This is a genomic window from Lysobacter sp. N42, from assembly GCF_004344885.1.
Genome location: NZ_SKFB01000012.1, coordinates 15,768 through 36,196, shown reverse-complemented (window position 1 = coordinate 36,196; position 20,429 = coordinate 15,768). Strand labels below are relative to the sequence as shown.

The following is a 20,429-nucleotide window of genomic DNA, read 5'->3' as shown; positions in this document are numbered from 1 at the left end:
CTGCGTCTGCCGGACCTGTTCTCCGGCCAGCCGCCTTGAAACCTTCGTCGCACGGCCGGTGGCCATGGGACGCGCCGGCTGTGGGCCGGCTAGCCGCCAATTATGTCACGGCGGCGTGAGCAATGCACGCGGGCCGCCGGAGCGGCCCCGAGCATCAGCGCGGGCGCGAGCCGCCCTTGAGGTTGGCCTTCTTGAGCAGGCTCTCGTACTGGTGCGACATCAGGTGCGCCTGGATCTGCGCGATGAAGTCCATGACGACCACCACCACGATCAGCAGCGACGTGCCGCCGAAGTAGAACGAGGTCCCGAGCTGCGTGCGCATCACTTCCGGCAGCAGGCAGACGATCACCAGGTAGGCGGCGCCGGCGGCGGTGAGCCGCGTCAGCACGCCGTCGATGTAGTCCGCCGTCGCCTTGCCGGGCCGGATGCCCGGGATGAGCGCGCCGGACTTCTTGAGGTTGTCCGCCGTCTCCTGGGAATTGAAGACCAGCGCCGTATAGAAGAACGCGAAGCCGACGATCAGCGCCGCGTACAGGATCATGTGCAGCGGCTCGCCCGGGTTCAGCATGTTCGAGACCCGCAGCAGCCACGACTCCGAACTGCTCTGGCTGAACCACGTCGCCGCCGTCGCCGGGAACATCACGATGCTCGAGGCGAAGATGGCCGGGATCACGCCCGCCATGTTGAGCTTGAGCGGCAGGAACGAGGTCTGGTTCATGTACGCGTTGCGACCGCCCTGCCGCCGCGCGTAGTTCACCGTGATGCGACGCTGCCCGCGCTCCATGAACACCACGAAGAACGTGAAGCCGACCACGATCACGGCCACGAACAGCGCCGTGGGCAGGCCCATGTCGCCGTTGCGGATCTGCTCGAACATCGTGATCACGGCGCCGGGCAGGCTGGCGACGATGCCGGCGAAGATGATCAGCGACACGCCGTTGCCGATGCCACGCTCGGTGATCTGCTCGCCCAGCCACATCAGGAACATCGTGCCGGCCGTGAGCGCGACGATCGCGGTGAGCAGGAAGCCCGGACCCGGGTTGTAGACCACCGGAATGCCCTGGCTGGCTCCGCCCGCCTGCAGCGCCGTCGCGATGCCCCAGGCCTGGAACACCGCGAGCGGGATCGCGCCCAGGCGCGACCACTGGTTGATCTTGCGGCGCCCGGACTCGCCCTCTTTCTGGATCGCCTTCAGGCTGGGGACCATCTGGGTCAGCAGCTGGACGATGATCGAGGACGAGATGTACGGCATGACGTTCAGCGCGAGAAGGCTGAAGCGCTCCAGCGCGCCACCCGAGAACATGTTGAACATGTCCACGATGGTGCCGCGCTGGCTCTCCATCAGCTGCAGCATGGCCTCGGGGTTCACGCCCGGCACCGGGATGTAGCAGCCGATGCGGTAGACGATCAGTGCGCCGAGGACGAACAGCAGGCGCTGGCGGAGCTCGGTGAACTTCCCCAAGCCCCCGCCGAGGCCGGCCATCGTGTTGCTGCCGCTACGCGCCATCAGGCCATTACTCCGAGATCGAGCCGCCGGCGGCTTCGATCGCCGCCTTCGCACCGGCCGTGGCCGACACGCCCTTCAGAACGAACGCCTTGGTGACATCGCCCTTCTTCACGACCTTCACCTTCTTCGCATTGGTCGGGACCAGGCCCGCTTCCTTCAGCGAAGTGATGGTGATCTCGCCGGCTTCAAGGGCGTCGAGGGCGTACAGCAGCACCTCGGCGGACTCCTTGGCCGTCGTCGACCGGAAGCCGATCTTGGGCAGGCGGCGCTGCATGGGCATCTGGCCGCCTTCGAAGCCGGCCTTGATCTTGCCCTTGCCCGAACGCGCGAACGAACCCTTGTGGCCGCGACCGCAGGTCTTGCCCAGGCCGGAACCGATGCCGCGACCGACGCGCTTGGGTTCGGTGCGGGCGCCCTCACCGGGCTGCAGAGTGTTGAGACGCATGGTCGATTACTCCTCGACGCGGACGAGGTAGTGAACCTTGTTGATCAGACCGCGCACCTGCGGGCTGTCCTTGAGTTCACGCACATCGTTGAGCTTGTTGAGACCCAGCGCGCGCACCGACAGGCGATGAATCGACTGCGTGCCGCGAAGACCCTTGACCAGACGGACCTTGACGGTGCCGCCCTCGACAGCCTGGTTCTTAGCCATTGACCAGGTCCTCCACCTTCTTGCCGCGCTTGGCCGCGATCTGGGCCGGCGACCGCATGTCGGTCAGGCCCTTCATCGTGGCGCGCACGAGGTTGATCGGATTGCGCGAACCGACGGCCTTGGCGAGGACGTTCTTGACGCCCACGGCCTCGAGCACCGCGCGCATGGCGCCGCCGGCGATCACGCCCGTACCTTCCGACGCCGGCTGCATGAACACGCGGGCAGCGCCGTGGCCGGCCTTGACCGAGTGCCACAGGGTGCCGTTGTTCAGGTCGACGTTGGCCATCGACTTGCGCGCGTGCTCCATCGACTTCTGGATCGCGACCGGCACTTCGCGCGCCTTGCCGTAGCCGAAGCCCACCTTGCCATTGCCGTCGCCCACCACCGTCAGCGCGGTGAAGGTGAACTGGCGGCCGCCCTTGACGGTCTTGCTGACGCGGTTGACCGCGATCAGCTTCTCGATCATGCCGTCGTCGATCTCTTCGCGGTTGCGATCACGATCGCGGCCGCGCTGCTGACGCTCTTCTGCCATTTCGATATCTCGGTAGTTGAAGGATTTGCGGCTTGGCCGCTTATCGTTGTGGTTTACCGCAGGCGTTCCGCGCGAACGGCAATCCGCTCGGGCGTCCGATGGAAATCCCCATCGGCGGAGAAACCGAAAGCCGCGCTGGCGCGCGGCGTTTCCGGCGCCGCCCGGCCGGAGACCGGATCAGCGGCGGACGTCATCCGGAGGCATGCCCTCCGGATGACGCTCACTCAGAACTGCAGGCCACCCTCGCGGGCGGCGTCGGCCAGCGCCTTGATGCGGCCGTGGTAGCGGTAGCCCGAGCGGTCGAAGGCGACTCTCTCGATGCCAGCGGCCTTGGCCTTCTCGGCGATCGCCTGGCCGACCTTGACGGCGGCATCGGCGTTCTTGCCGTTCTTCAGGCCCTCGCGGACGTCGGCCTGCACGGTCGAAGCCGCGGCGAGGACCTTCGAGCCGTCGGCCGTGAAGATCTGGGCGTACAGGTGCTGGCCGGTGCGCAGCACCGACAGGCGCGGCACGCCCAGCACACGGATGTGCGAGCGGGTCGACTTGGCGCGGCGCAGGCGGGCGGTTTTCTTGTGCATGGTCTTGTCTCCGGAAGCTGAAAACGTCGTCTTGGATGGACCGGCCAGCAGGCCGGCCTCCGCACTTACGCCTTCTTGGCTTCCTTACGGATGATCACTTCGCCCGCGTACTTCACGCCCTTGCCCTTGTAGGGCTCCGGCGGACGGAAACCGCGGATCTTGGCGGCGACTTCGCCGACGCGCTGCTTGTCGGCACCCGACACCACGATCTCCGTCTGCGACGGCGTGGCGATGGTGATGCCTTCCGGCGCCGGGAACACGACCGGGTGCGAGAACCCCAGCGAGAGGTTCAGGTCCTTGCCCTGCATCGACGCACGGTAGCCGACGCCGACGAGCTCGAGCTTGCGCTCGAAACCTTCGGAGACGCCCTTCACCATGTTGGCGAGGATGGCGCGCAGCGTGCCGGTCAGCGGGATCAGGGCCGCATCTTCGGTCACGAACAGGGCGGTGCCGTCCTCGACCTTGACGTCGATGGCGGCAGGCTTCGGGACGCTGAGGGTGCCCTTGGGGCCCTTCGCGCTGATGGACTCGGCCTGGACGTTGAGCTCGACGCCCTTCGGCAGGGCGATCGGCTTCTTGGCAACTCGGGACATGGTTGTTCCTCCCTTAGGCCACGAAGCACAGGACCTCGCCGCCGACGCCCTGCTGGCGCGCCTGCGAATCGGTCATGATGCCCTTCGAGGTGGAGATGATGGCCACGCCGAGGCCGTTGAGGACCTTCGGCAGATCGGCCTTGCCACGGTACTGGCGGCGACCCGAGCGCGAGAAACGCTCCAGGCGCTCGATGACCGGGCGGCCTTCGTAGTACTTGAGGACGATTTCGAGCTCGGTCTTGCCCGGGCCCGCTTCGGCGGTACGGAAGTCGAGGATGTAGCCCTCGTCCTTCAGCACCTTGGCGATCGCGACCTTGATCTTCGACGACGGCATGGTCACCGTCGGCTTGCGGACAGCGGCCGCATTCTTGATGCGGACCAGCATGTCGGCGATGGGATCAGTCATGCTCATGAGAGTTTCCTTATGAGAAGCACCGATATCCGCGGGATTGCGAATTTCAGTTGTAGACCGCGGCCGGTCGCCCGGCCGCGGCAAAGACGCCTATCTTACCAGCTCGCCTTGCGCAGGCCAGGCACGTCGCCGCTCATGGTCGCCTTGCGCAGCATGTTGCGACCGAGGCCGAACTTTCGGTAGACGCCGCGCGGACGGCCGGACAGGGCGCAGCGGTTGCGCTGGCGGCAGGGGGAGGAGTCACGCGGCAGCTTCTGCAGCTTGACGACCGCTTCCATCTTCTCCTCGTACGAGGCGGTGGTGCTGGCGATGATCTTCTTGAGCTCCTCGCGCTTGGCGCCGTGGCGCTTGGCGAGCTTCGCCCGCTTGATCTCGCGGTTGACCATGGAGGTCTTGGCCATTGTTCGGTCCTCTACGGATCAGTTGCGGAACGGGAAGCGGAAGGCCTCGAGCAGCGCCTTCGCCTCGGCATCGGTCTTCGCGGTCGTGGTGATCGCGATGTCCATGCCGCGCAGGGCGTCGACCTGGTCGAAGTCGATCTCCGGGAAGATGATCTGCTCCTTGACGCCCATGTTGTAGTTGCCGCGGCCGTCGAACGACTTGCCCGACACGCCGCGGAAGTCACGCACGCGCGGCAGCGAGATGTTGATCAGGCGATCGAGGAACTCGAACATCTTGTCGCGGCGCAGCGTCACCTTCGCGCCGATCGGCCAGCCGTCACGGATCTTGAAGGACGCCACGGACACGCGGCTCTTCGTGACGATCGGCTTCTGGCCCGCGATCTTGGTCATGTCCGCGACCGCGTTTTCCAGGATCTTCTTGTTCGTGGCGGCCTCGCCCACGCCCATGTTGAGCGTGATCTTGACCAGGCGCGGCACTTCCATCGGGTTCTTGTAGCCGAACTTCTGGATGAGCTGCGGGACGACTTCGTCCTTGTAGAACTTCTCGAGACGGGTGGTCATTTCAGCATTCCTCAGGCGTCAACCGCCTCACCGCTGGAGCGGAACACGCGAAGCTTGCGTCCATCCTCCAGCACCTTGAAAGCGACGCGCTCACCCTTGCCCGTGGCCGGGTTGAACAGCATCACGTTGGACACGTGGATCGGCGACTCGCGCTCGATCACGCCACCCGGCTGGCCCGCCTGCGGGTTCGGCTTGGTGTGGCGCTTGACCACGTTGACGTTCGAGACGACGACCTTGTCGCCGAGCACGCGGACGATCTCGCCCTGCTTGCCCTTGTCCTTGCCCGCGATCACGACGACGCGGTCACCCTTGCGGATACGATTCATGTTGATTCCTCCGCTCAGAGCACTTCAGGGGCGAGCGACACGATCTTCATGAACTTCTCGGTACGCAGCTCGCGCGTGACCGGTCCGAAGATGCGGGTGCCGATCGGCTCCTGCTTGTTGTTGAGCAGCACGGCGGCATTGCCATCGAAGCGGATCAGCGAGCCGTCCGGGCGACGAACGCCCTTGCGGGTGCGCACCACCACGGCGTCGTAGACGTCGCCCTTCTTGACCTTGCCGCGCGGGATGGCGTCCTTGACGGACACCTTGATGATGTCGCCGATGCCGGCGTAACGGCGCTTGGAGCCGCCCAGCACCTTGATGCACATCACTTCCTTGGCGCCGGAGTTGTCGGCCACGTCGAGGTAGCTCTGCATCTGGATCATGTTTCGCTCTCCTCTTAGCCGGCCGCGCGGGCGACGATCTGCACCACGCGCCAGTTCTTGGTCTTCGACATCGGCGCGCATTCCACGACGCGTACGACGTCGCCTTCGTTGCAGGCGTTGTCGGCGTCATGCGCATGCAGCTTGGTCGAGCGGCGGATGTACTTGCCGTACAGCGCGTGCTTGACCTGGCGCTCGACGAGCACGGTGACGGTCTTGTCCATCTTGTTGCTGACGACGCGACCTTCGACCGTGCGAATCGCCTTCTCTGTATTGTTGTCGGTCATGGCGGGTCCTTAGTTCTTCTGGCCCAGCAGCGTCTTCGTGCGAGCGATCTCGCGGCGGACGCGGCGGACTTCGTGGCTCTTGGCGAGCTGGCCGGTGGCCTGCTGCATGCGGAGGGCGAAGCGCTCCTTGTGCAGCTCGACCAGGTGCTTGTTCAGCTCGTCAGCCGACTTCGTGCGGAGTTCCTTGAGGTCCATTAGCGCACCGTGCGGGTAACGAAGGTGGTGGTCACGGAGAGCTTGGCGGAAGCCAGGCGGAAGGCCTCGCGGGCCACTTCCTCGCTGACGCCCTCGATCTCGTAGATCATGCGGCCGGGCTGGATCTGGGCGACCCAGTACTCGACGTTGCCCTTACCGGAGCCCATTCGGACTTCGATCGGCTTCTGCGTGATCGGCTTGTCGGGGAACACGCGGATCCACATCTTGCCGCCGCGCTTGACGTAGCGGCTGATCGCGCGGCGGGCCGCCTCGATCTGGCGCGCGGTCAGCTGGCCGTGCGACGTGGCCTTCAGGCCGAACTCGCCGAAGCTGACGGCGTTGCCGGACCAGCTCAGGCCTTCGTTGCGGCCCTTGTGCACCTTGCGGAATTTGGTTCGCTTGGGTTGCAGCATGGCGGCTTACCTCTGTTCGCGGCTGCGACGGTCGCCGCGATCGCCACGATCGCCACGGTCGCCGCGGTCGGAGCGCTCGCCACGCGGCGAGGACTCTTCCTGCTTCTCCTGGCCCACCTGCGAGAAATCGAAGATCTCGCCCTTGTAGATCCAGGTCTTGATGCCGATGATCCCGTACGTGGTCTTCGCCTCGGCGAAGCCGTAGTCGATATCGGCGCGGAGGGTGTGCAGCGGCACGCGGCCTTCGCGGTACCACTCCGAACGGGCGATTTCCGCACCGTTGAGGCGGCCGGCGACGTTGACCTTGATGCCCAGCGCACCGAGGCGCATCGCATTGCCCACGGCGCGCTTCATCGCGCGACGGAACATGATGCGGCGCTCGAGCTGCTGCGCGATCGACTCGGCGACCAGCTGCGCGTCGAGCTCGGGCTTGCGGACCTCCGAGACGTTGATGTGCGCCGGGACGCCCATCACGTCGGAGACTTCCTTGCGCAGCTTCTCGATGTCCTCGCCGCGCTTGCCGATCACCACGCCCGGGCGGGCGGTGTGGATCGTCACCCGCGCGTTGTTCGCGGGACGCTCGATGAGGATCTTCGAGATGCCGGCCTGCGCCAGCTTCTTGCGCAGCAGCTCGCGGACCTTGAGGTCAGCGGCCAGGAACCCGGCGTACTGCTTCTTGTTGGCGAACCACTTCGAGTTCCAGTCCTTGGCGATGCCCAGGCGGATACCGGTGGGATGAACTTTATGACCCATTGTCTGCTCCGCCTTACTTGCCCGCGCCCACGACCACGGTGATGTGGCTGGTGCGCTTGAGGATGCGGGTGCCGCGGCCCTTCGCACGCGCCATGAAGCGCTTCAGCGTCGGACCTTCGTCGACCATGATGGTCTTGACGCGGAGCTCGTCCACGTCGGCGCCCTGGTTGTTCTCGGCGTTCGCGATGGCCGACTCGACGACCTTGCGGATCATCGCGGCGGCCTTCTTGTCCGAGAACTTCAGCAGGTTCACGGCGCGCTCGGCGGAGAGGCCACGCACCTGGTCGGCGACCAGGCGGGCCTTCTGGGGGGAGATGCGCGCGGTGCGCAGGATGGCTTTCGCTTCCATGGTCATCTCCTTACTTCGACTTCTTGTCCGCGACGTGACCCTTGAACGTACGGGTCATCGCGAACTCGCCGAGCTTGTGGCCGACCATGTTCTCGTTGATGAGAACCGGGATGTGGTTCTTCCCGTTATGGACGGCGATCGTGAAGCCGATCATTTCCGGCAGCACGGTCGAACGCCGCGACCAGGTCTTGATCGGCTTCTTGTTGTTGCCGGCCGTCTCCACCTTCTTGATGAGGTGGTGGTCGACGAACGGGCCCTTCTTGAGTGAACGTGGCATGGCCGATTAGCTCCTGCGGTCGCGGACGATGAACTGCGCGGTCCGCTTGTTCTTGCGGGTCTTGTAACCCTTGGTCGGGACGCCCCACGGCGTGACCGGGTGCGGGTTGCCCTGGCCGGCCTTGGCCTCACCACCACCGTGCGGGTGGTCGACCGGGTTCATGGCGGCGCCGCGAACGGTCGGGCGGACGCCACGCCAGCGCTTCGCACCGGCCTTGCCCAGCTTCTCGAGGTTGTGCTCGTCGTTGCCGACTTCGCCGATGGTGGCGCGGCACTCGGCCGGCACCTTGCGCATCTCGCCCGAACGCAGGCGGAGCGTGGCGTAGCCCTGCTCGCGCGCGACCAGCTGCACGCCGGCGCCGGCGGCGCGGGCCAGCTGCGCACCCTTGCCCGGCTTCATCTCGATGCAATGCACCGTGGAACCGACCGGGATGTTGGTGAGCGGCAGGGTGTTGCCGACACGGATCGGGGCGTCGCGGCCCGCGATCACCTGGTCGCCATCCTTCAGGCCCTTGGGCGCGATGATGTAGCGACGCTCGCCGTCGACGTAGCACAGCAGCGCGATGTGCGCGGTGCGGTTCGGGTCGTACTCGATCCGCTCCACGCGCGCAGGAATGCCTTCCTTGTCGCGCTTGAAGTCGATGATGCGGTAGTGCTGCTTGTGGCCACCGCCGATGTGGCGGGTGGTGATGCGGCCGTGGTGGTTGCGGCCGCCGGTCTTGCCCTGCTTCTCCACCAGCGGGGCGTACGGGTCGCCCTTGTGGAGGCCGGGGGTCACCACGCGGACCGCGCTGCGGCGGCCGGCGGAGGTGGGCTTGAAGGTCATCAATGGCATCGATCTATCCTCTGTAGACGTTCTGACGTGTCAGAACGTCGTCAGGCCGTGGCCATCACGTCGATCGACTGGCCCTCGGCCAGCGTCACGTACGCCTTGCGCCAGTCGCCGCGGCGACCCATGCGGAACTTGAAGGCCTTGTTCTTGCCCTTCACGTTCACGACGTTCACCGAGCGCACGTTCACGCCGAAGATCTTCTCGACGGCTTCCTTGATCTCGAGCTTGTTCGCTTCGGTCGAGACCTCGAAGACGTACTGGTTCGAGACTTCCTGCAGGCGCGCGGTCTTCTCGGAGATGCGCGGCGCACGGATGATGCTGTAGAGCTTGGCGTCGTTCATGCCAGCCACTCCTCGATCTTCTTGACCGCGTCGGCCGTGAACACGACCGAGTCGGCGCCGACGAGCGTCACCGGGTCGAGGCCCTGGACATCGCGGACTTCGACGTACGGCAGGTTGCGCGCCGACAGGTACAGGTTCTCCGTCGCATCCTCGGTCACGAGGAGCGGGCGGCGGCCGGTGCCGAGATTCTTGAGCTTGGCGACCAGGCCCTTGGTCTTCGGCGCGTCGATCTCGAGGGAGTCGACGACCGAGAGGCGGCCCTGGCGGTTCAGCTCGGAGAGGATCGCCGACATCGCGGCGCGGTACATCTTGCGGTTGACCTTCTGCGCGAAGCTGCGCGGCTTGGCCGCGAACGTCACGCCGCCGCCGACGAAGATCGGAGCGGTCAGGGCGCCGTGACGGGCGCCGCCACCCTTCTGCTTCTTCGACTTCTTGGTGGTGCCGTTGACTTCCGAACGGGTCTTCTGGGCCTTGGTGCCCGAGCGACCGGCGTTGCGGTAGGCGACGACGACCTGGTGCACCAGGTCTTCGCTGAATTCGCGACCGAAGACGGCCTCGGAGACCGCGATCTTCTTGTCGCTGTTATTGATGGCGAGTTCCATCGTGGTTCTCCTTAGCCCTTGCTCGTCGGGCGGACGATGACGTCACCGCCCGGCGCACCCGGGATCGCGCCCTTGACGGCGATCAGGCCGCGCTCGGCGTCCACGCGGACGACTTCGAGGCGCTGCACGGTCTTGGTCTCGGCGCCCATGTGGCCGGCCATCTTCTTGCCCGGGAACACGCGGCCCGGCGTCTGGCGCTGGCCGATCGAGCCCGGCGAGCGGTGCGAGAGCGAGTTACCGTGGGTGGCGTCACCCATGGTGAAGTTCCAGCGCTTGATCGTGCCCTGGAAGCCCTTGCCCTTGCTGACGCCCTGGACGTCGACAAGCTGGCCCGGCTCGAAGATGTCGGCCTTGATCTCGCCGCCGACCTCGAAGCCGCCGATCGCGTCGTCGCCCACGCGCAGCTCCCACAGGCCGCGGCCGGCGTCGACCTTCGCCTTGGCGAGGTGACCGGCTTCCGGCTTGGTGAGCAGCGAGGCGCGGCGGACGCCGACGGTGACCTGCACGGCGCTGTAGCCGTCGGTTTCCGGGGTCTTGATCTGGGTGATGCGGTTCGGGGTCGCCTCGATGAGGGTGACCGGAACCGACTTGCCGTCTTCGAGGAAGACGCGGCTCATGCCGGCCTTGCGGCCGACGATGCCCAACGAATACTTCTTCGCGGTCATGGTGCGGGGCCTCAGGTCAGCTTGATCTGGACGTCGACGCCGGCCGCGAGCTCGAGCTTCATCAGCGCGTCCACGGTCTTGTCGTTGGGGTCGACGATGTCGAGCACGCGCTTGTGCGTGCGGGTCTCGTACTGGTCGCGCGCATCCTTGTCGGCGTGCGGCGAGACGAGGATGGTGTAGCGCTCGGTCTTGGTCGGCAGCGGGATCGGGCCGCGCACCTGCGCGCCGGTCCGCTTGGCCGTCTCGACGATCTCGCTGGCCGAGCGGTCGATCAGTCGGTGATCGTACGCCTTCAGCCGGATTCGGATCTTCTGGTCCGCCATGACGGTATTCCTTGATTAAAGAGCGACGGGCACGCCGGCTTCATGCGACGGGCCCCACGATGGCTGCGATTCCGCCGCACCGGCCGGTTTCGCCAAAAAACAAGGCAGGCCGGTTTCCCGGCCCGCCCAACAGAAAAGTTCGAGACGCGCGCGAAGCGGCGGCAGCCATGGCTGCGGCCGGTCCGACACGCGACGCTTCCCTGTCGGGCGAATACGAGTGGCTTCCTGCCCCTCATTTCGCTGTCGTTCCCCCGCCTTTCGGCAAGGGAACGCGATTCTAGCCCGCCCGTGAGGGCGGTGTAAAGGGGTGCCAGGCGCTCGACCGGATGTCCGAGCGGGATCCCCGCTCGTTTGGAGCCGCTCGATCCCTCGGGCCCTGACCATAGACCGGGCCGGAAGTCGCTGGGTCCCGCGGCAACCACACGGGGACGACGGCTGAAGCACCGACACACCGCAAAAGCGGCGCGAGGCGCCGCTTTTGCTACCCGGCGTTATCGGGCCACAAGGCCCGATGAACGGCGGGAGTTATCCGCACCCGCCAGGGTGCGGATAGCCCTTACTTGATGATCTTCGCCACCACGCCGGCGCCGACGGTGCGGCCGCCTTCGCGGATCGCGAAGCGCAGGCCCTCGTCCATCGCCACCGGGTTGATCAGCTGCACCGTCATCTTGATGTTGTCGCCCGGCATGACCATCTCCACGCCCTCAGGCAGGGTGATCGAACCGGTGATGTCGGTCGTGCGGAAGTAGAACTGCGGACGGTAGCCCTTGAAGAACGGGGTGTGACGGCCGCCCTCTTCCTTCGACAGCACGTACACCTCGGCCTCGAACTCGGTGTGCGGGGTGATCGTGCCCGGCTTGGCCAGCACCTGGCCGCGCTCGACCTCGTCACGCTTGGTGCCGCGCAGCAGCAGGCCCGCGTTGTCGCCCGCCTGGCCCTGGTCCAGCAGCTTGCGGAACATCTCCACGCCCGTGACGACCGTCTTCTGCGTGGGGCGGATGCCCACGATCTCGATTTCGTCGCCCACCTTGATCACGCCGCGCTCGATACGGCCGGTGACCACCGTGCCGCGGCCGGAGATCGAGAACACGTCCTCGACCGGCATCAGGAACGGCTTGTCGATCGCACGCTGCGGCTCCGGAATGAAGGTGTCCAGCGCCTCCACCAGCTTCAGCACCGCCGGCACGCCGATCGGCGACTGGTCGCCCTCCAGCGCAAGACGCGCCGAACCGGCGATGATCGGGGTGTCGTCGCCCGGGAAGTCGTACTTGGAGAGCAGCTCGCGCACTTCCATCTCGACCAGCTCGAGCAGCTCCGGGTCGTCCACCATGTCGGCCTTGTTCAGGAACACCACGATGTACGGCACGCCCACCTGGCGCGACAGCAGGATGTGCTCGCGCGTCTGCGGCATCGGGCCGTCGGCGGCCGAGCACACCAGGATCGCACCGTCCATCTGCGCCGCACCCGTGATCATGTTCTTCACGTAGTCGGCGTGGCCCGGGCAGTCCACGTGCGCGTAGTGGCGCGTCGGGCTCTCGTACTCCACGTGCGCCGTCGAGATCGTGATGCCGCGCGCCTTCTCTTCCGGCGCCGCGTCGATCTGGTCGTACGCCTTGAACTCGCCACCGAAACGCTCGGCGCCAATCTTCGTCAGCGCCGCCGTCAGCGTCGTCTTGCCATGGTCAACGTGACCGATCGTGCCCACGTTCACGTGGGGCTTGGTGCGCTCGAACTTACCCTTGGCCATTGCTATTACCTCAGTCTCGGTTGATCCGTGCCCCGGGCAGGTGCCCGGGGCGCTGGTTTTTCGTCAGTTCTTCTTGACCACGGCCTCGGCGATGTTCGCCGGCGCTTCCGCGTAGTGGTCGAATTCCATCGTGAAGGTGGCGCGGCCCTGCGACATCGAGCGCAGGCTGGTGGCGTAGCCGAACATCTCGCCCAGCGGGATCATCGCGTTGATGATCTTGCCCGACGGGCTGTCGTCCTGGCCCTGCAGGATGCCGCGACGACGGCTCACGTCGCCCATCACGTCGCCCAGATAGTCCTCCGGTGTGACGATCTCGACCTTCATGATCGGCTCGAGAAGGACCGGCGAGGCCTTCATGAAGCCTTCCTTGAAGCCCATCGAGCCGGCGATCTTGAACGCCATTTCGGACGAGTCGACCTCGTGGTACGAGCCGTCGACCAGCTTCACCTTGACGTCCACGATCGGGTAGCCGGCCATGATGCCGTTGGCGACCGCTTCCTGGATGCCCTTGTCGACCGCCGGGATGTACTCCTTCGGCACGACGCCGCCGACGATGGCGTTCTCGAACTCGTAGCCCTTGCCCTGCTCGTTCGGCGAGATCTCCAGCCACACGTGGCCGAACTGGCCCTTGCCGCCCGACTGGCGCACGAACTTGCCTTCGGCCTTGACCGCCTTGCGGATGGTCTCGCGGTAGGCGACCTGCGGCTTGCCGACGTTGGCCTCGACGTTGAACTCGCGCTTCATGCGGTCGACGATGATGTCGAGGTGCAGCTCGCCCATGCCCGAGATGATCGTCTGGCCGGACTCCTCGTCGGTGCGCACGCGGAACGAGGGATCTTCCTGCGCCAGGCGGCCCAGGGCGATGCCCATCTTCTCCTGGTCGGCCTTGGACTTGGGCTCCACTGCCATCGAGATGACGGGCTCCGGGAAGACCATGCGCTCGAGCGTGATCACCGCGTCCTGGGCGCAGAGGGTGTCACCGGTGGTGACGTCCTTGAGGCCCACGGCCGCGGCGATGTCGCCGGCGCGGACTTCCTTGATCTCCTCGCGCTGGTTGGCGTGCATCTGCAGGATGCGGCCCACGCGCTCCTTCTTGCCCTTGACCGGGTTGAAGACCTGGTCGCCCGAGTTCAGCACGCCCGAGTAGACGCGGAAGAACGTCAGCGCGCCGACGTACGGGTCGGTCATGATCTTGAACGCCAGCGCCGAGAACGGCTCGTTGTCGGACGCCTTGCGGCTGTCTTCCTTCTCGTCCTCGTCGATGCCCTGCACCGGCGGGCGGTCGGCCGGCGACGGCAGCAGGTTGATGACGCCGTCGAGCATGGCCTGCACGCCCTTGTTCTTGAACGCCGTGCCGCAGAAGACCGGAACGATCTCCACGCGCAGGGTGCGCTCGCGCAGGCCGGCGATGATCTCGGCCTCGGACAGGTCACCGTCGTTGAGGTACTTGTCCATCAGCTCTTCGGACGCCTCGGCGGCAGCTTCGACCATGAAGCCGCGGGCCTCCTCGGCCTTGGCCTGCAGGTGCGCCGGGATGTCGCCGTACTCGAACTTCGTGCCCTGCGAGGCGGTATCCCAGTGGATCGCCTTCATCTTGAGCAGGTCGATCACGCCCTCGAAGTTGTCCTCGGCGCCGACCGGCACCTGCATCGGCACCGGGTAGGCGCCCAGGCGCGACTTCAGCTGCTCGACGACCTTGTCGAAGTTGGCGCCGGTGCGGTCCATCTTGTTGACGAACGCAAGGCGCGGCACCGAGTACTTGTTGGCCTGGCGCCACACGGTCTCGGACTGCGGCTGCACGCCGCCCACGGCGCAGAGCACGAACACCGCGCCGTCGAGCACGCGCAGCGAGCGCTCGACTTCGATGGTGAAGTCGACGTGCCCGGGGGTGTCGATGATGTTGAAGCGGTGCTCGGGCAGGGACTTGTCCATGCCCTTCCAGAACGCGGTGGTCGCGGCCGACGTGATCGTGATGCCGCGCTCCTGCTCCTGCTCCATCCAGTCCATCGTCGCGGCACCTTCGTGCACTTCGCCGATCTTGTGGCTGACGCCGGTGTAGAACAGGATGCGCTCGGACGTGGTGGTCTTGCCGGCATCGATGTGGGCCATGATGCCGAAGTTGCGGTAACGCTCGATGGGAGTGGTGCGAGCCACGGGACCCTCTCGTAGTTTTCGAATTCTCAAATGGCCGGACGCCGCCCTGAGAGGCGGCCTCCGGTTGGAGGGCGGCGCGAGCCGCCCTATGCAGCGCTACGCGCTAGATCACCAGCGGTAGTGGGCGAAGGCCTTGTTGGCCTCGGCCATGCGGTGCGTCTCTTCGCGCTTCTTGATCGCGCCGCCGCGGTTCTCGCTGGCGTCGAGCAGCTCGGCCGCGAGCTTGCGCGGCATCGAGTTCTCGCCGCGCTTGCGGGCCGAGTCGATCAGCCAGCGCATGGCCAGCGCGGTGCGACGCGAGGCGCGCACTTCGACCGGCACCTGGTAGGTCGCGCCGCCGACGCGGCGGCTCTTGACCTCGACCGCCGGAGCGACGTTGGTCAGGGCCTTCTCGACCAGCTCGAGGGCGTTCGGGCTCTTCTGCCCGATGACGTCCATGGCGCCGTAGACGATCTTCTCGGCGACCGACTTCTTGCCGCTCTGCATGACCATGTTGATGAAGCGGGCGATCGTCTCGCTCCCGTGCTTGGGATCGGGCAGGACCGAGCGCTGCGGGGTTGAACCTTTACGCGACATTGGCGTGTACCTCTCGTATCAGGCGACGGCGCGGGGCGCCTGTCGAAATCAGGACTTCGGACGCTTGGCGCCGTACTTGGAGCGACCCTGGCGGCGCTTGGCGACGCCGGCGGCGTCGAGCGAACCACGGACGGTGTGGTAGCGCACGCCCGGCAGGTCCTTGACGCGGCCACCGCGGATCAGCACCACGCTGTGCTCCTGCAGGTTGTGGCCTTCGCCGCCGATGTACGAGATGACCTCGTAGCCGTTGGTCAGGCGCACCTTGGCGACCTTGCGGAGCGCCGAGTTCGGCTTCTTCGGGGTCGTGGTGTACACGCGGGTGCACACGCCGCGACGCTGCGGGCAGTTCTGCAGGGCCGGGGACGTGCTCTTGTAGGTTTCAGGGCTGCGCGGCTTGCGCACCAGCTGATTGATGGTCGCCATCTGGAGCTCTTTGTTTGGGCGGATCGCCCGTGGAAAACGGACGGCCAGCCCCGAGGGACCAGCCAAGACGAAAAAGCCCAGCCCGCGTCCAGCCTGGGGCCGGTCGCGGGCTTGACTCGCGCGGCGCCCGGAAGCGCCCGAAGGCGTCCGCGCCGCATAGATCCCACCCTGCCCTGGGTCCAACACGAGGCACGTCCTGTGGCCTCATTTGGTGATCTGGGGCCGCCCGCAGGCGGCCCGGGTATTGCTTAGCCCATGAAGTATAGCAGGGCCGGCCTGCCCGGAGGCAAGCCGGCCCGCGCCATCACTCTTCCTCGGCGCCCGGCGCCGCCTCGGCGGCGGCCGGCGCGTCCTCGATCATGACGGGCGCGCCGCCTGCCAGCGTCTCGAGCTCCTGCTCGGTCAGGCCGGTGGCGTTGCGGCGGCGCTGGCTGTGGTAGGCCAGGCCGGTACCCGCCGGGATCAGGCGGCCGACGATCACGTTCTCCTTGAGGCCGCGCAGCGTGTCGCGGGTGCCGCGCACGGCCGCCTCGGTCAGCACGCGGGTGGTCTCCTGGAACGAGGCCGCCGAGATGAACGACTCGGTCGCCAGCGAGGCCTTGGTGATGCCCAGCAGCACCGGCTCGAACTTGGCCGGGATCTCGTTGCGGGCGACCAGCTTCTGGTTCTCCTCGATGACCCGCTGGCGCTCGACCTGCTCGCCGGCGAGGAAGCGGCTGTCGCCGGCGTCGGTGATCTCGACCTTGCGCAGCATCTGGCGAACGATCACCTCGATGTGCTTGTCGTTGATCTTCACGCCCTGCAGGCGGTAGACGTCCTGGATCTCCTTGACGAGGTAGGCCGCGAGCGGCTCCACGCCGAGCAGGCGCAGGATGTCCTGCGGATTGGGCTCGCCGTCCACGACGGTCTCACCCTTCTCCACGTGCTCGCCCTCGAACACGATGATCTGGCGGTACTTCGGGATCAGCTCCTCGTGCTCGCCACCGTCGGCGTCCTTGATGATCAGGCGCTGCTTGCCCTTGGTGTCCTTGCCGAAGCTGACGATGCCCGAACGCTCGGCCAGGATCGCCGGATCCTTCGGCTTGCGCGCCTCGAACAGGTCGGCCACGCGCGGCAGACCGCCGGTGATGTCGCGCGTCTTCGACGCTTCCTGCGGGATCTTGGCGACGACGTCGCCCACGCCGACCGGCGCGCCGTCCTGCAGGTTGACGATCGAGCGCGGCGGCAGCAGGTACTGCGCCGGCAGGTCGGTGCCCGGGATCTGCAGGTCCTTGCCGTTGGCGTCGACGATGCGCACCAGCGGACGCAGGTCCTTGGCCTGCGAGCCGCGACGCTTCGGGTCGGTGATCTCGCGCGAGGCCAGGCCCGTCAGCTCGTCGGTCTTCTCGGTGACGGTGACGCCATCGACGAAGTCCACGAAGCGGATGAAGCCCGCCACTTCCGACATGATCGGGTGATTGTGCGGATCCCAGTTCGCGACCTGCTGGCCGGCCTTGACCTCCGCGCCGTCACGCACCGTGATCGTCGCACCGTACGGCAGCTTGTAGCGCTCGCGCTCACGGCCGTGGTTGTCCAGCACCGACAGCTCGCCCGAACGCGACACGGCGACCAGGTGGCCATTGGCGTGCTCGACGTGCTTGAGGTTGTTGAACTTCACCGAGCCGGTCGTCTTGACCGTGATGTTGTCGATCGCCGCCGCACGCGATGCCGCGCCACCGATGTGGAACGTACGCATGGTGAGCTGCGTGCCGGGCTCGCCGATCGACTGCGCCGCGACGACGCCCACCGCCTCGCCGTGGTTGACGAGGTGGCCACGGCCGAGGTCGCGGCCGTAGCAGTAGGCGCAGACGCCGAACGGCGTTTCGCAGGTGATCGTCGAACGCACCTTGATGGTCTGCACGCCCGCCTCTTCCAGGCGCGCCACCCAGGCTTCGTCCAGCAGCGTGTTGCGGGTGACGATCGGATCCTCGTCGTTGCCCGGCAGGAACACGTCCTCGACCACCATGCGGCCCAGCACGCGCTCGCGCAGCGGCTCGACCACGTCGCCGCCTTCGACGATCGGGGTCATGGTCAGGCCTTCCAGCGTGCCGCAGTCGGTCTCGGTAATGACCACGTCCTGCGCCACGTCGACCAGTCGACGGGTGAGGTAACCCGAGTTCGCCGTCTTCAGCGCGGTGTCCGCGAGGCCCTTGCGGGCGCCGTGGGTCGAGATGAAGTACTGGAGGACGTTCAGGCCTTCGCGGAAGTTCGCGGTGATGGGCGTCTCGATGATCGAGCCGTCCGGCTTGGCCATCAGGCCGCGCATGCCGGCCAGCTGGCGGATCTGGGCCTGCGAACCACGCGCGCCCGAGTCGGCCATGATGTAGATCGAGTTCATCGACTTCTGCGCGACCTGCTCACCCTTGGCGTTGGTGACGGTCTCGGTGCCGATGGCGTCCATCATCGCCTTGGCCACGCGCTCGTTCGTGCGCGACCAGATGTCGACGACCTTGTTGTAGCGCTCGCCGGCGGTGACCAGGCCCGACTGGTACTGCTCCTGGATCTCCAGCACCTCGGCCTCGGCCTCGTCGAGGATCGCCTTCTTCTCGGCCGGGATGATCATGTCGTCGATGCCGATCGAGACGCCGGCGCGCGTGGCGTACGCGAAGCCGGTGTACATCAGCTGGTCGGCGAAGATGACCGTGTCCTTCAGGCCCAGCTGGCGGTAGCAGCTGTTGATCAGGCGCGAGATGTTCTTCTTGGTCAGTTCCGTGTTCGCGAGCTCGAACGGCAGGCCCTCCGGCAGGATCTCCTGCAGGAGCGCGCGGCCGACGGTGGTGTCGACGATCTTGCTGCCGCGGGTGCGCTCGCCGTCCTCGCCGACCACCGTCTCGGTGATGCGCACCTTGACCTTGGCGTGCAGCTCGACGACGCGGTTGTCGTACGCGCGCTTGACCTCGGCGACGTTCGCGAACGCCATGCCCTCGCCCTTCTTGTTCTCGAGGGCGCGGGTCATGTAGTACAGGCCGAGCACGACGTCCTGCGACGGCACGATGATCGGCTCGCCGTTCGCCGGCGACAGGATGTTGTTCGAGGCCATCATCAGTGCGCGCGCTTCCAGCTGGGCTTCCAGCGAGAGCGGCACGTGCACGGCCATCTGGTCACCGTCGAAGTCGGCGTTGAACGCCGTACACACGAGCGGATGCAGCTGGATCGCCTTGCCTTCGATGAGGACCGGCTCGAACGCCTGGATGCCGAGGCGGTGCAGCGTCGGCGCGCGGTTCAGCAGCACCGGGTGCTCGCGGATGACTTCCTCGAGGATGTCCCAGACCTGCGGCTCCTCGCGCTCGACCAGCTTCTTGGCCGCCTTGATGGTGGTGGCCAGGCCACGGCGCTGCAGCTTGGAGAAGATGAAAGGCTTGAACAGCTCCAGCGCCATCTTCTTCGGCAGGCCGCACTCGTGCAGGCGCAGGGTCGGGCCGACCACGATGACCGAACGGCCCGAGTAGTCGACGCGCTTGCCGAGCAGGTTCTGGCGGAAGCGGCCCTGCTTGCCCTTGATCATGTCGGCGAGCGACTTGAGCGGGCGCTTGTTCGTACCGGTGATGGCGCGGCCGCGGCGGCCGTTGTCCATCAGCGCGTCGACCGACTCCTGCAGCATGCGCTTCTCGTTGCGCACGATGATGTCGGGCGCGTTGAGCTCGAGCAGGCGACGCAGGCGGTTGTTGCGGTTGATGACGCGGCGGTACAGGTCGTTGAGGTCCGATGTCGCGAAGCGGCCGCCGTCCAGCGGGACGAGCGGGCGCAGGTCCGGCGGCAGCACTGGCAGGACGGTCATGACCATCCACTCCGGGCGGTTGCCGGACTCGATGAAGGCCTCGATCAGCTTGATGCGCTTGGTCAGGCGCTTGAGCTTGGTCTCCGAACCCGTCGACGCGATCTCCTCGCGCAGCTGGACCATCTCCGACTGCAGGTCGATCGTGCGCAGCAGGTCGTAGATGGCTTCGGCGCCCATCGCGGCCTCGAAGTCGTCGCCGTGCTCCTGGCGCGCCTGCAGGTACTGCTCCTCGGTGAGCAGCTGGCCACGCTCCATCGGCGTCAGGCCCGGCTCCGTCACCACGAAGGCTTCGAAGTACAGGATGCGCTCGATGTCGCGCAGGGTCATGTCCAGCATCAGGCCGATGCGGGACGGCAGCGACTTGAGGAACCAGATGTGGGCGACCGGCGACGCGAGGTCGATGTGGCCCATGCGCTCGCGGCGCACCTTGGCCAGCGTCACTTCCGTGCCGCACTTCTCGCAGACCACGCCGCGGTGCTTCATGCGCTTGTACTTGCCGCAGAGGCACTCGTAGTCCTTGATCGGGCCGAAGATGGCCGAGCAGAACAGGCCGTCACGCTCGGGCTTGAACGTGCGGTAGTTGATCGTCTCGGGCTTCTTGACCTCGCCGTACGACCAGGAGCGGATCAGGTCCGGCGAGGCCAGGCCGATCTTGATCGCGTCGAAGTCGATCGTGGTGCGCTGCTGGTTGAAGAGGTTGAGCAGGTCTTTCATTTGAATCTCCGGGATTCGGG

The 20,429-nt window shown here is 66.4% G+C and carries 27 protein-coding genes; all 27 read right to left on the bottom strand.

Going from position 1 to position 20,429, the window contains the following annotated elements; all coding sequences use genetic code 11:
- Window positions 1–154: 154 nt before the first annotated feature.
- The 27 genes from secY to rpoC all read right to left on the bottom strand — a co-directional run bounded on the left by secY (window position 155) and on the right by rpoC (window position 20,409).
- Complete coding sequence (gene secY, locus EYQ95_RS16115) at window positions 155–1,483, bottom strand: preprotein translocase subunit SecY (protein WP_370451272.1); 1,329 nt, start codon at window positions 1,481–1,483, stop codon at window positions 155–157.
- A 31-nt stretch (window positions 1,484–1,514) separates the two neighbouring features.
- Window positions 1,515–1,952, bottom strand: coding sequence for a 50S ribosomal protein L15 (rplO, locus tag EYQ95_RS16110; protein ID WP_132328235.1), 438 nt, complete (start codon window positions 1,950–1,952; stop codon window positions 1,515–1,517).
- A gap of 6 nt (window positions 1,953–1,958) precedes the next feature.
- Entirely contained in the window at window positions 1,959–2,159 is a 201-nt protein-coding gene (gene rpmD, locus EYQ95_RS16105) for a 50S ribosomal protein L30 (RefSeq protein ID WP_132328234.1), read from the bottom strand.
- Window positions 2,152–2,691, bottom strand: coding sequence for a 30S ribosomal protein S5 (gene rpsE, locus EYQ95_RS16100; RefSeq protein ID WP_132328233.1), 540 nt, complete (start codon window positions 2,689–2,691; stop codon window positions 2,152–2,154). Before rpsE ends, rpmD begins: the two co-directional genes overlap by 8 nt.
- Window positions 2,692–2,915: 224 nt before the next feature.
- A complete protein-coding gene (gene rplR / locus EYQ95_RS16095; protein WP_132328232.1) occupies window positions 2,916–3,269 on the bottom strand; it encodes a 50S ribosomal protein L18 in 354 nt (117 codons plus the stop codon).
- A 65-nt stretch (window positions 3,270–3,334) separates the two neighbouring features.
- Window positions 3,335–3,862 carry a 50S ribosomal protein L6 gene (gene rplF / locus EYQ95_RS16090; RefSeq protein WP_132328231.1) on the bottom strand — a complete coding sequence of 176 codons (528 nt, stop codon included), beginning with the start codon at window positions 3,860–3,862 and terminating at the stop codon, window positions 3,335–3,337.
- 13 nt (window positions 3,863–3,875) lie between these two features.
- On the bottom strand, window positions 3,876–4,274 hold the full coding sequence (gene rpsH, locus EYQ95_RS16085) for a 30S ribosomal protein S8 (RefSeq protein ID WP_132328230.1): 399 nt from the start codon (window positions 4,272–4,274) through the stop codon (window positions 3,876–3,878).
- Window positions 4,275–4,369: 95 nt separating this feature from the next.
- Window positions 4,370–4,675 carry a 30S ribosomal protein S14 gene (gene rpsN, locus EYQ95_RS16080; protein ID WP_132328229.1) on the bottom strand — a complete coding sequence of 102 codons (306 nt, stop codon included), beginning with the start codon at window positions 4,673–4,675 and terminating at the stop codon, window positions 4,370–4,372.
- A gap of 18 nt (window positions 4,676–4,693) precedes the next feature.
- Window positions 4,694–5,236 carry a 50S ribosomal protein L5 gene (gene rplE, locus EYQ95_RS16075; protein ID WP_132328228.1) on the bottom strand — a complete coding sequence of 181 codons (543 nt, stop codon included), beginning with the start codon at window positions 5,234–5,236 and terminating at the stop codon, window positions 4,694–4,696.
- 11 nt (window positions 5,237–5,247) lie between these two features.
- A complete protein-coding gene (rplX, locus tag EYQ95_RS16070) occupies window positions 5,248–5,562 on the bottom strand; it encodes a 50S ribosomal protein L24 (RefSeq protein WP_132328227.1) in 315 nt (104 codons plus the stop codon).
- 14 nt (window positions 5,563–5,576) lie between these two features.
- Window positions 5,577–5,945: a 50S ribosomal protein L14 gene (gene rplN, locus EYQ95_RS16065; protein ID WP_027082417.1), complete on the bottom strand. Its 369-nt coding sequence runs from the start codon at window positions 5,943–5,945 to the stop codon at window positions 5,577–5,579.
- 14 nt (window positions 5,946–5,959) lie between these two features.
- Window positions 5,960–6,229, bottom strand: coding sequence for a 30S ribosomal protein S17 (gene rpsQ, locus EYQ95_RS16060; protein WP_132328226.1), 270 nt, complete (start codon window positions 6,227–6,229; stop codon window positions 5,960–5,962).
- 9 nt (window positions 6,230–6,238) lie between these two features.
- Window positions 6,239–6,424: a 50S ribosomal protein L29 gene (gene rpmC / locus EYQ95_RS16055; protein WP_132328225.1), complete on the bottom strand. Its 186-nt coding sequence runs from the start codon at window positions 6,422–6,424 to the stop codon at window positions 6,239–6,241.
- A complete protein-coding gene (gene rplP / locus EYQ95_RS16050) occupies window positions 6,424–6,837 on the bottom strand; it encodes a 50S ribosomal protein L16 (RefSeq protein WP_132328224.1) in 414 nt (137 codons plus the stop codon). The genes rpmC and rplP overlap by 1 nt, the downstream gene beginning before the upstream one ends.
- 6 nt (window positions 6,838–6,843) lie before the next feature.
- Window positions 6,844–7,590, bottom strand: coding sequence for a 30S ribosomal protein S3 (rpsC, locus tag EYQ95_RS16045; protein WP_132328223.1), 747 nt, complete (start codon window positions 7,588–7,590; stop codon window positions 6,844–6,846).
- Between the two features lie 13 nt (window positions 7,591–7,603).
- Complete coding sequence (gene rplV, locus EYQ95_RS16040; protein ID WP_132328222.1) at window positions 7,604–7,939, bottom strand: 50S ribosomal protein L22; 336 nt, start codon at window positions 7,937–7,939, stop codon at window positions 7,604–7,606.
- A 10-nt stretch (window positions 7,940–7,949) separates the two neighbouring features.
- Window positions 7,950–8,216, bottom strand: a complete 267-nt coding sequence (rpsS, locus tag EYQ95_RS16035) for a 30S ribosomal protein S19 (protein WP_132328221.1) — start codon at window positions 8,214–8,216, stop codon at window positions 7,950–7,952.
- A 6-nt stretch (window positions 8,217–8,222) separates the two neighbouring features.
- Entirely contained in the window at window positions 8,223–9,050 is an 828-nt protein-coding gene (gene rplB / locus EYQ95_RS16030; RefSeq protein WP_132328220.1) for a 50S ribosomal protein L2, read from the bottom strand.
- 41 nt (window positions 9,051–9,091) lie between these two features.
- Window positions 9,092–9,388, bottom strand: a complete 297-nt coding sequence (rplW, locus tag EYQ95_RS16025; RefSeq protein ID WP_132328219.1) for a 50S ribosomal protein L23 — start codon at window positions 9,386–9,388, stop codon at window positions 9,092–9,094.
- On the bottom strand, window positions 9,385–9,990 hold the full coding sequence (gene rplD / locus EYQ95_RS16020; RefSeq protein ID WP_132328218.1) for a 50S ribosomal protein L4: 606 nt from the start codon (window positions 9,988–9,990) through the stop codon (window positions 9,385–9,387). Before rplD ends, rplW begins: the two co-directional genes overlap by 4 nt.
- A gap of 11 nt (window positions 9,991–10,001) precedes the next feature.
- Window positions 10,002–10,655: a 50S ribosomal protein L3 gene (gene rplC / locus EYQ95_RS16015; RefSeq protein ID WP_132328217.1), complete on the bottom strand. Its 654-nt coding sequence runs from the start codon at window positions 10,653–10,655 to the stop codon at window positions 10,002–10,004.
- Window positions 10,656–10,666: 11 nt separating this feature from the next.
- A complete protein-coding gene (rpsJ, locus tag EYQ95_RS16010) occupies window positions 10,667–10,978 on the bottom strand; it encodes a 30S ribosomal protein S10 (protein ID WP_115647024.1) in 312 nt (103 codons plus the stop codon).
- Between the two features lie 556 nt (window positions 10,979–11,534).
- A complete protein-coding gene (gene tuf / locus EYQ95_RS16005) occupies window positions 11,535–12,725 on the bottom strand; it encodes an elongation factor Tu (RefSeq protein WP_132328205.1) in 1,191 nt (396 codons plus the stop codon).
- Window positions 12,726–12,788: 63 nt separating this feature from the next.
- Window positions 12,789–14,879 (bottom strand): elongation factor G, encoded by a 2,091-nt coding sequence (fusA, locus tag EYQ95_RS16000; RefSeq protein ID WP_132328216.1) that lies wholly within the window; start codon window positions 14,877–14,879, stop codon window positions 12,789–12,791.
- Between the two features lie 108 nt (window positions 14,880–14,987).
- Window positions 14,988–15,455, bottom strand: a complete 468-nt coding sequence (rpsG, locus tag EYQ95_RS15995; RefSeq protein WP_132328215.1) for a 30S ribosomal protein S7 — start codon at window positions 15,453–15,455, stop codon at window positions 14,988–14,990.
- A 48-nt stretch (window positions 15,456–15,503) separates the two neighbouring features.
- Entirely contained in the window at window positions 15,504–15,878 is a 375-nt protein-coding gene (rpsL, locus tag EYQ95_RS15990) for a 30S ribosomal protein S12 (RefSeq protein ID WP_132328214.1), read from the bottom strand.
- Between the two features lie 304 nt (window positions 15,879–16,182).
- Window positions 16,183–20,409 carry a DNA-directed RNA polymerase subunit beta' gene (gene rpoC / locus EYQ95_RS15985; protein WP_132328213.1) on the bottom strand — a complete coding sequence of 1,409 codons (4,227 nt, stop codon included), beginning with the start codon at window positions 20,407–20,409 and terminating at the stop codon, window positions 16,183–16,185.
- Window positions 20,410–20,429: the final 20 nt, after the last annotated feature.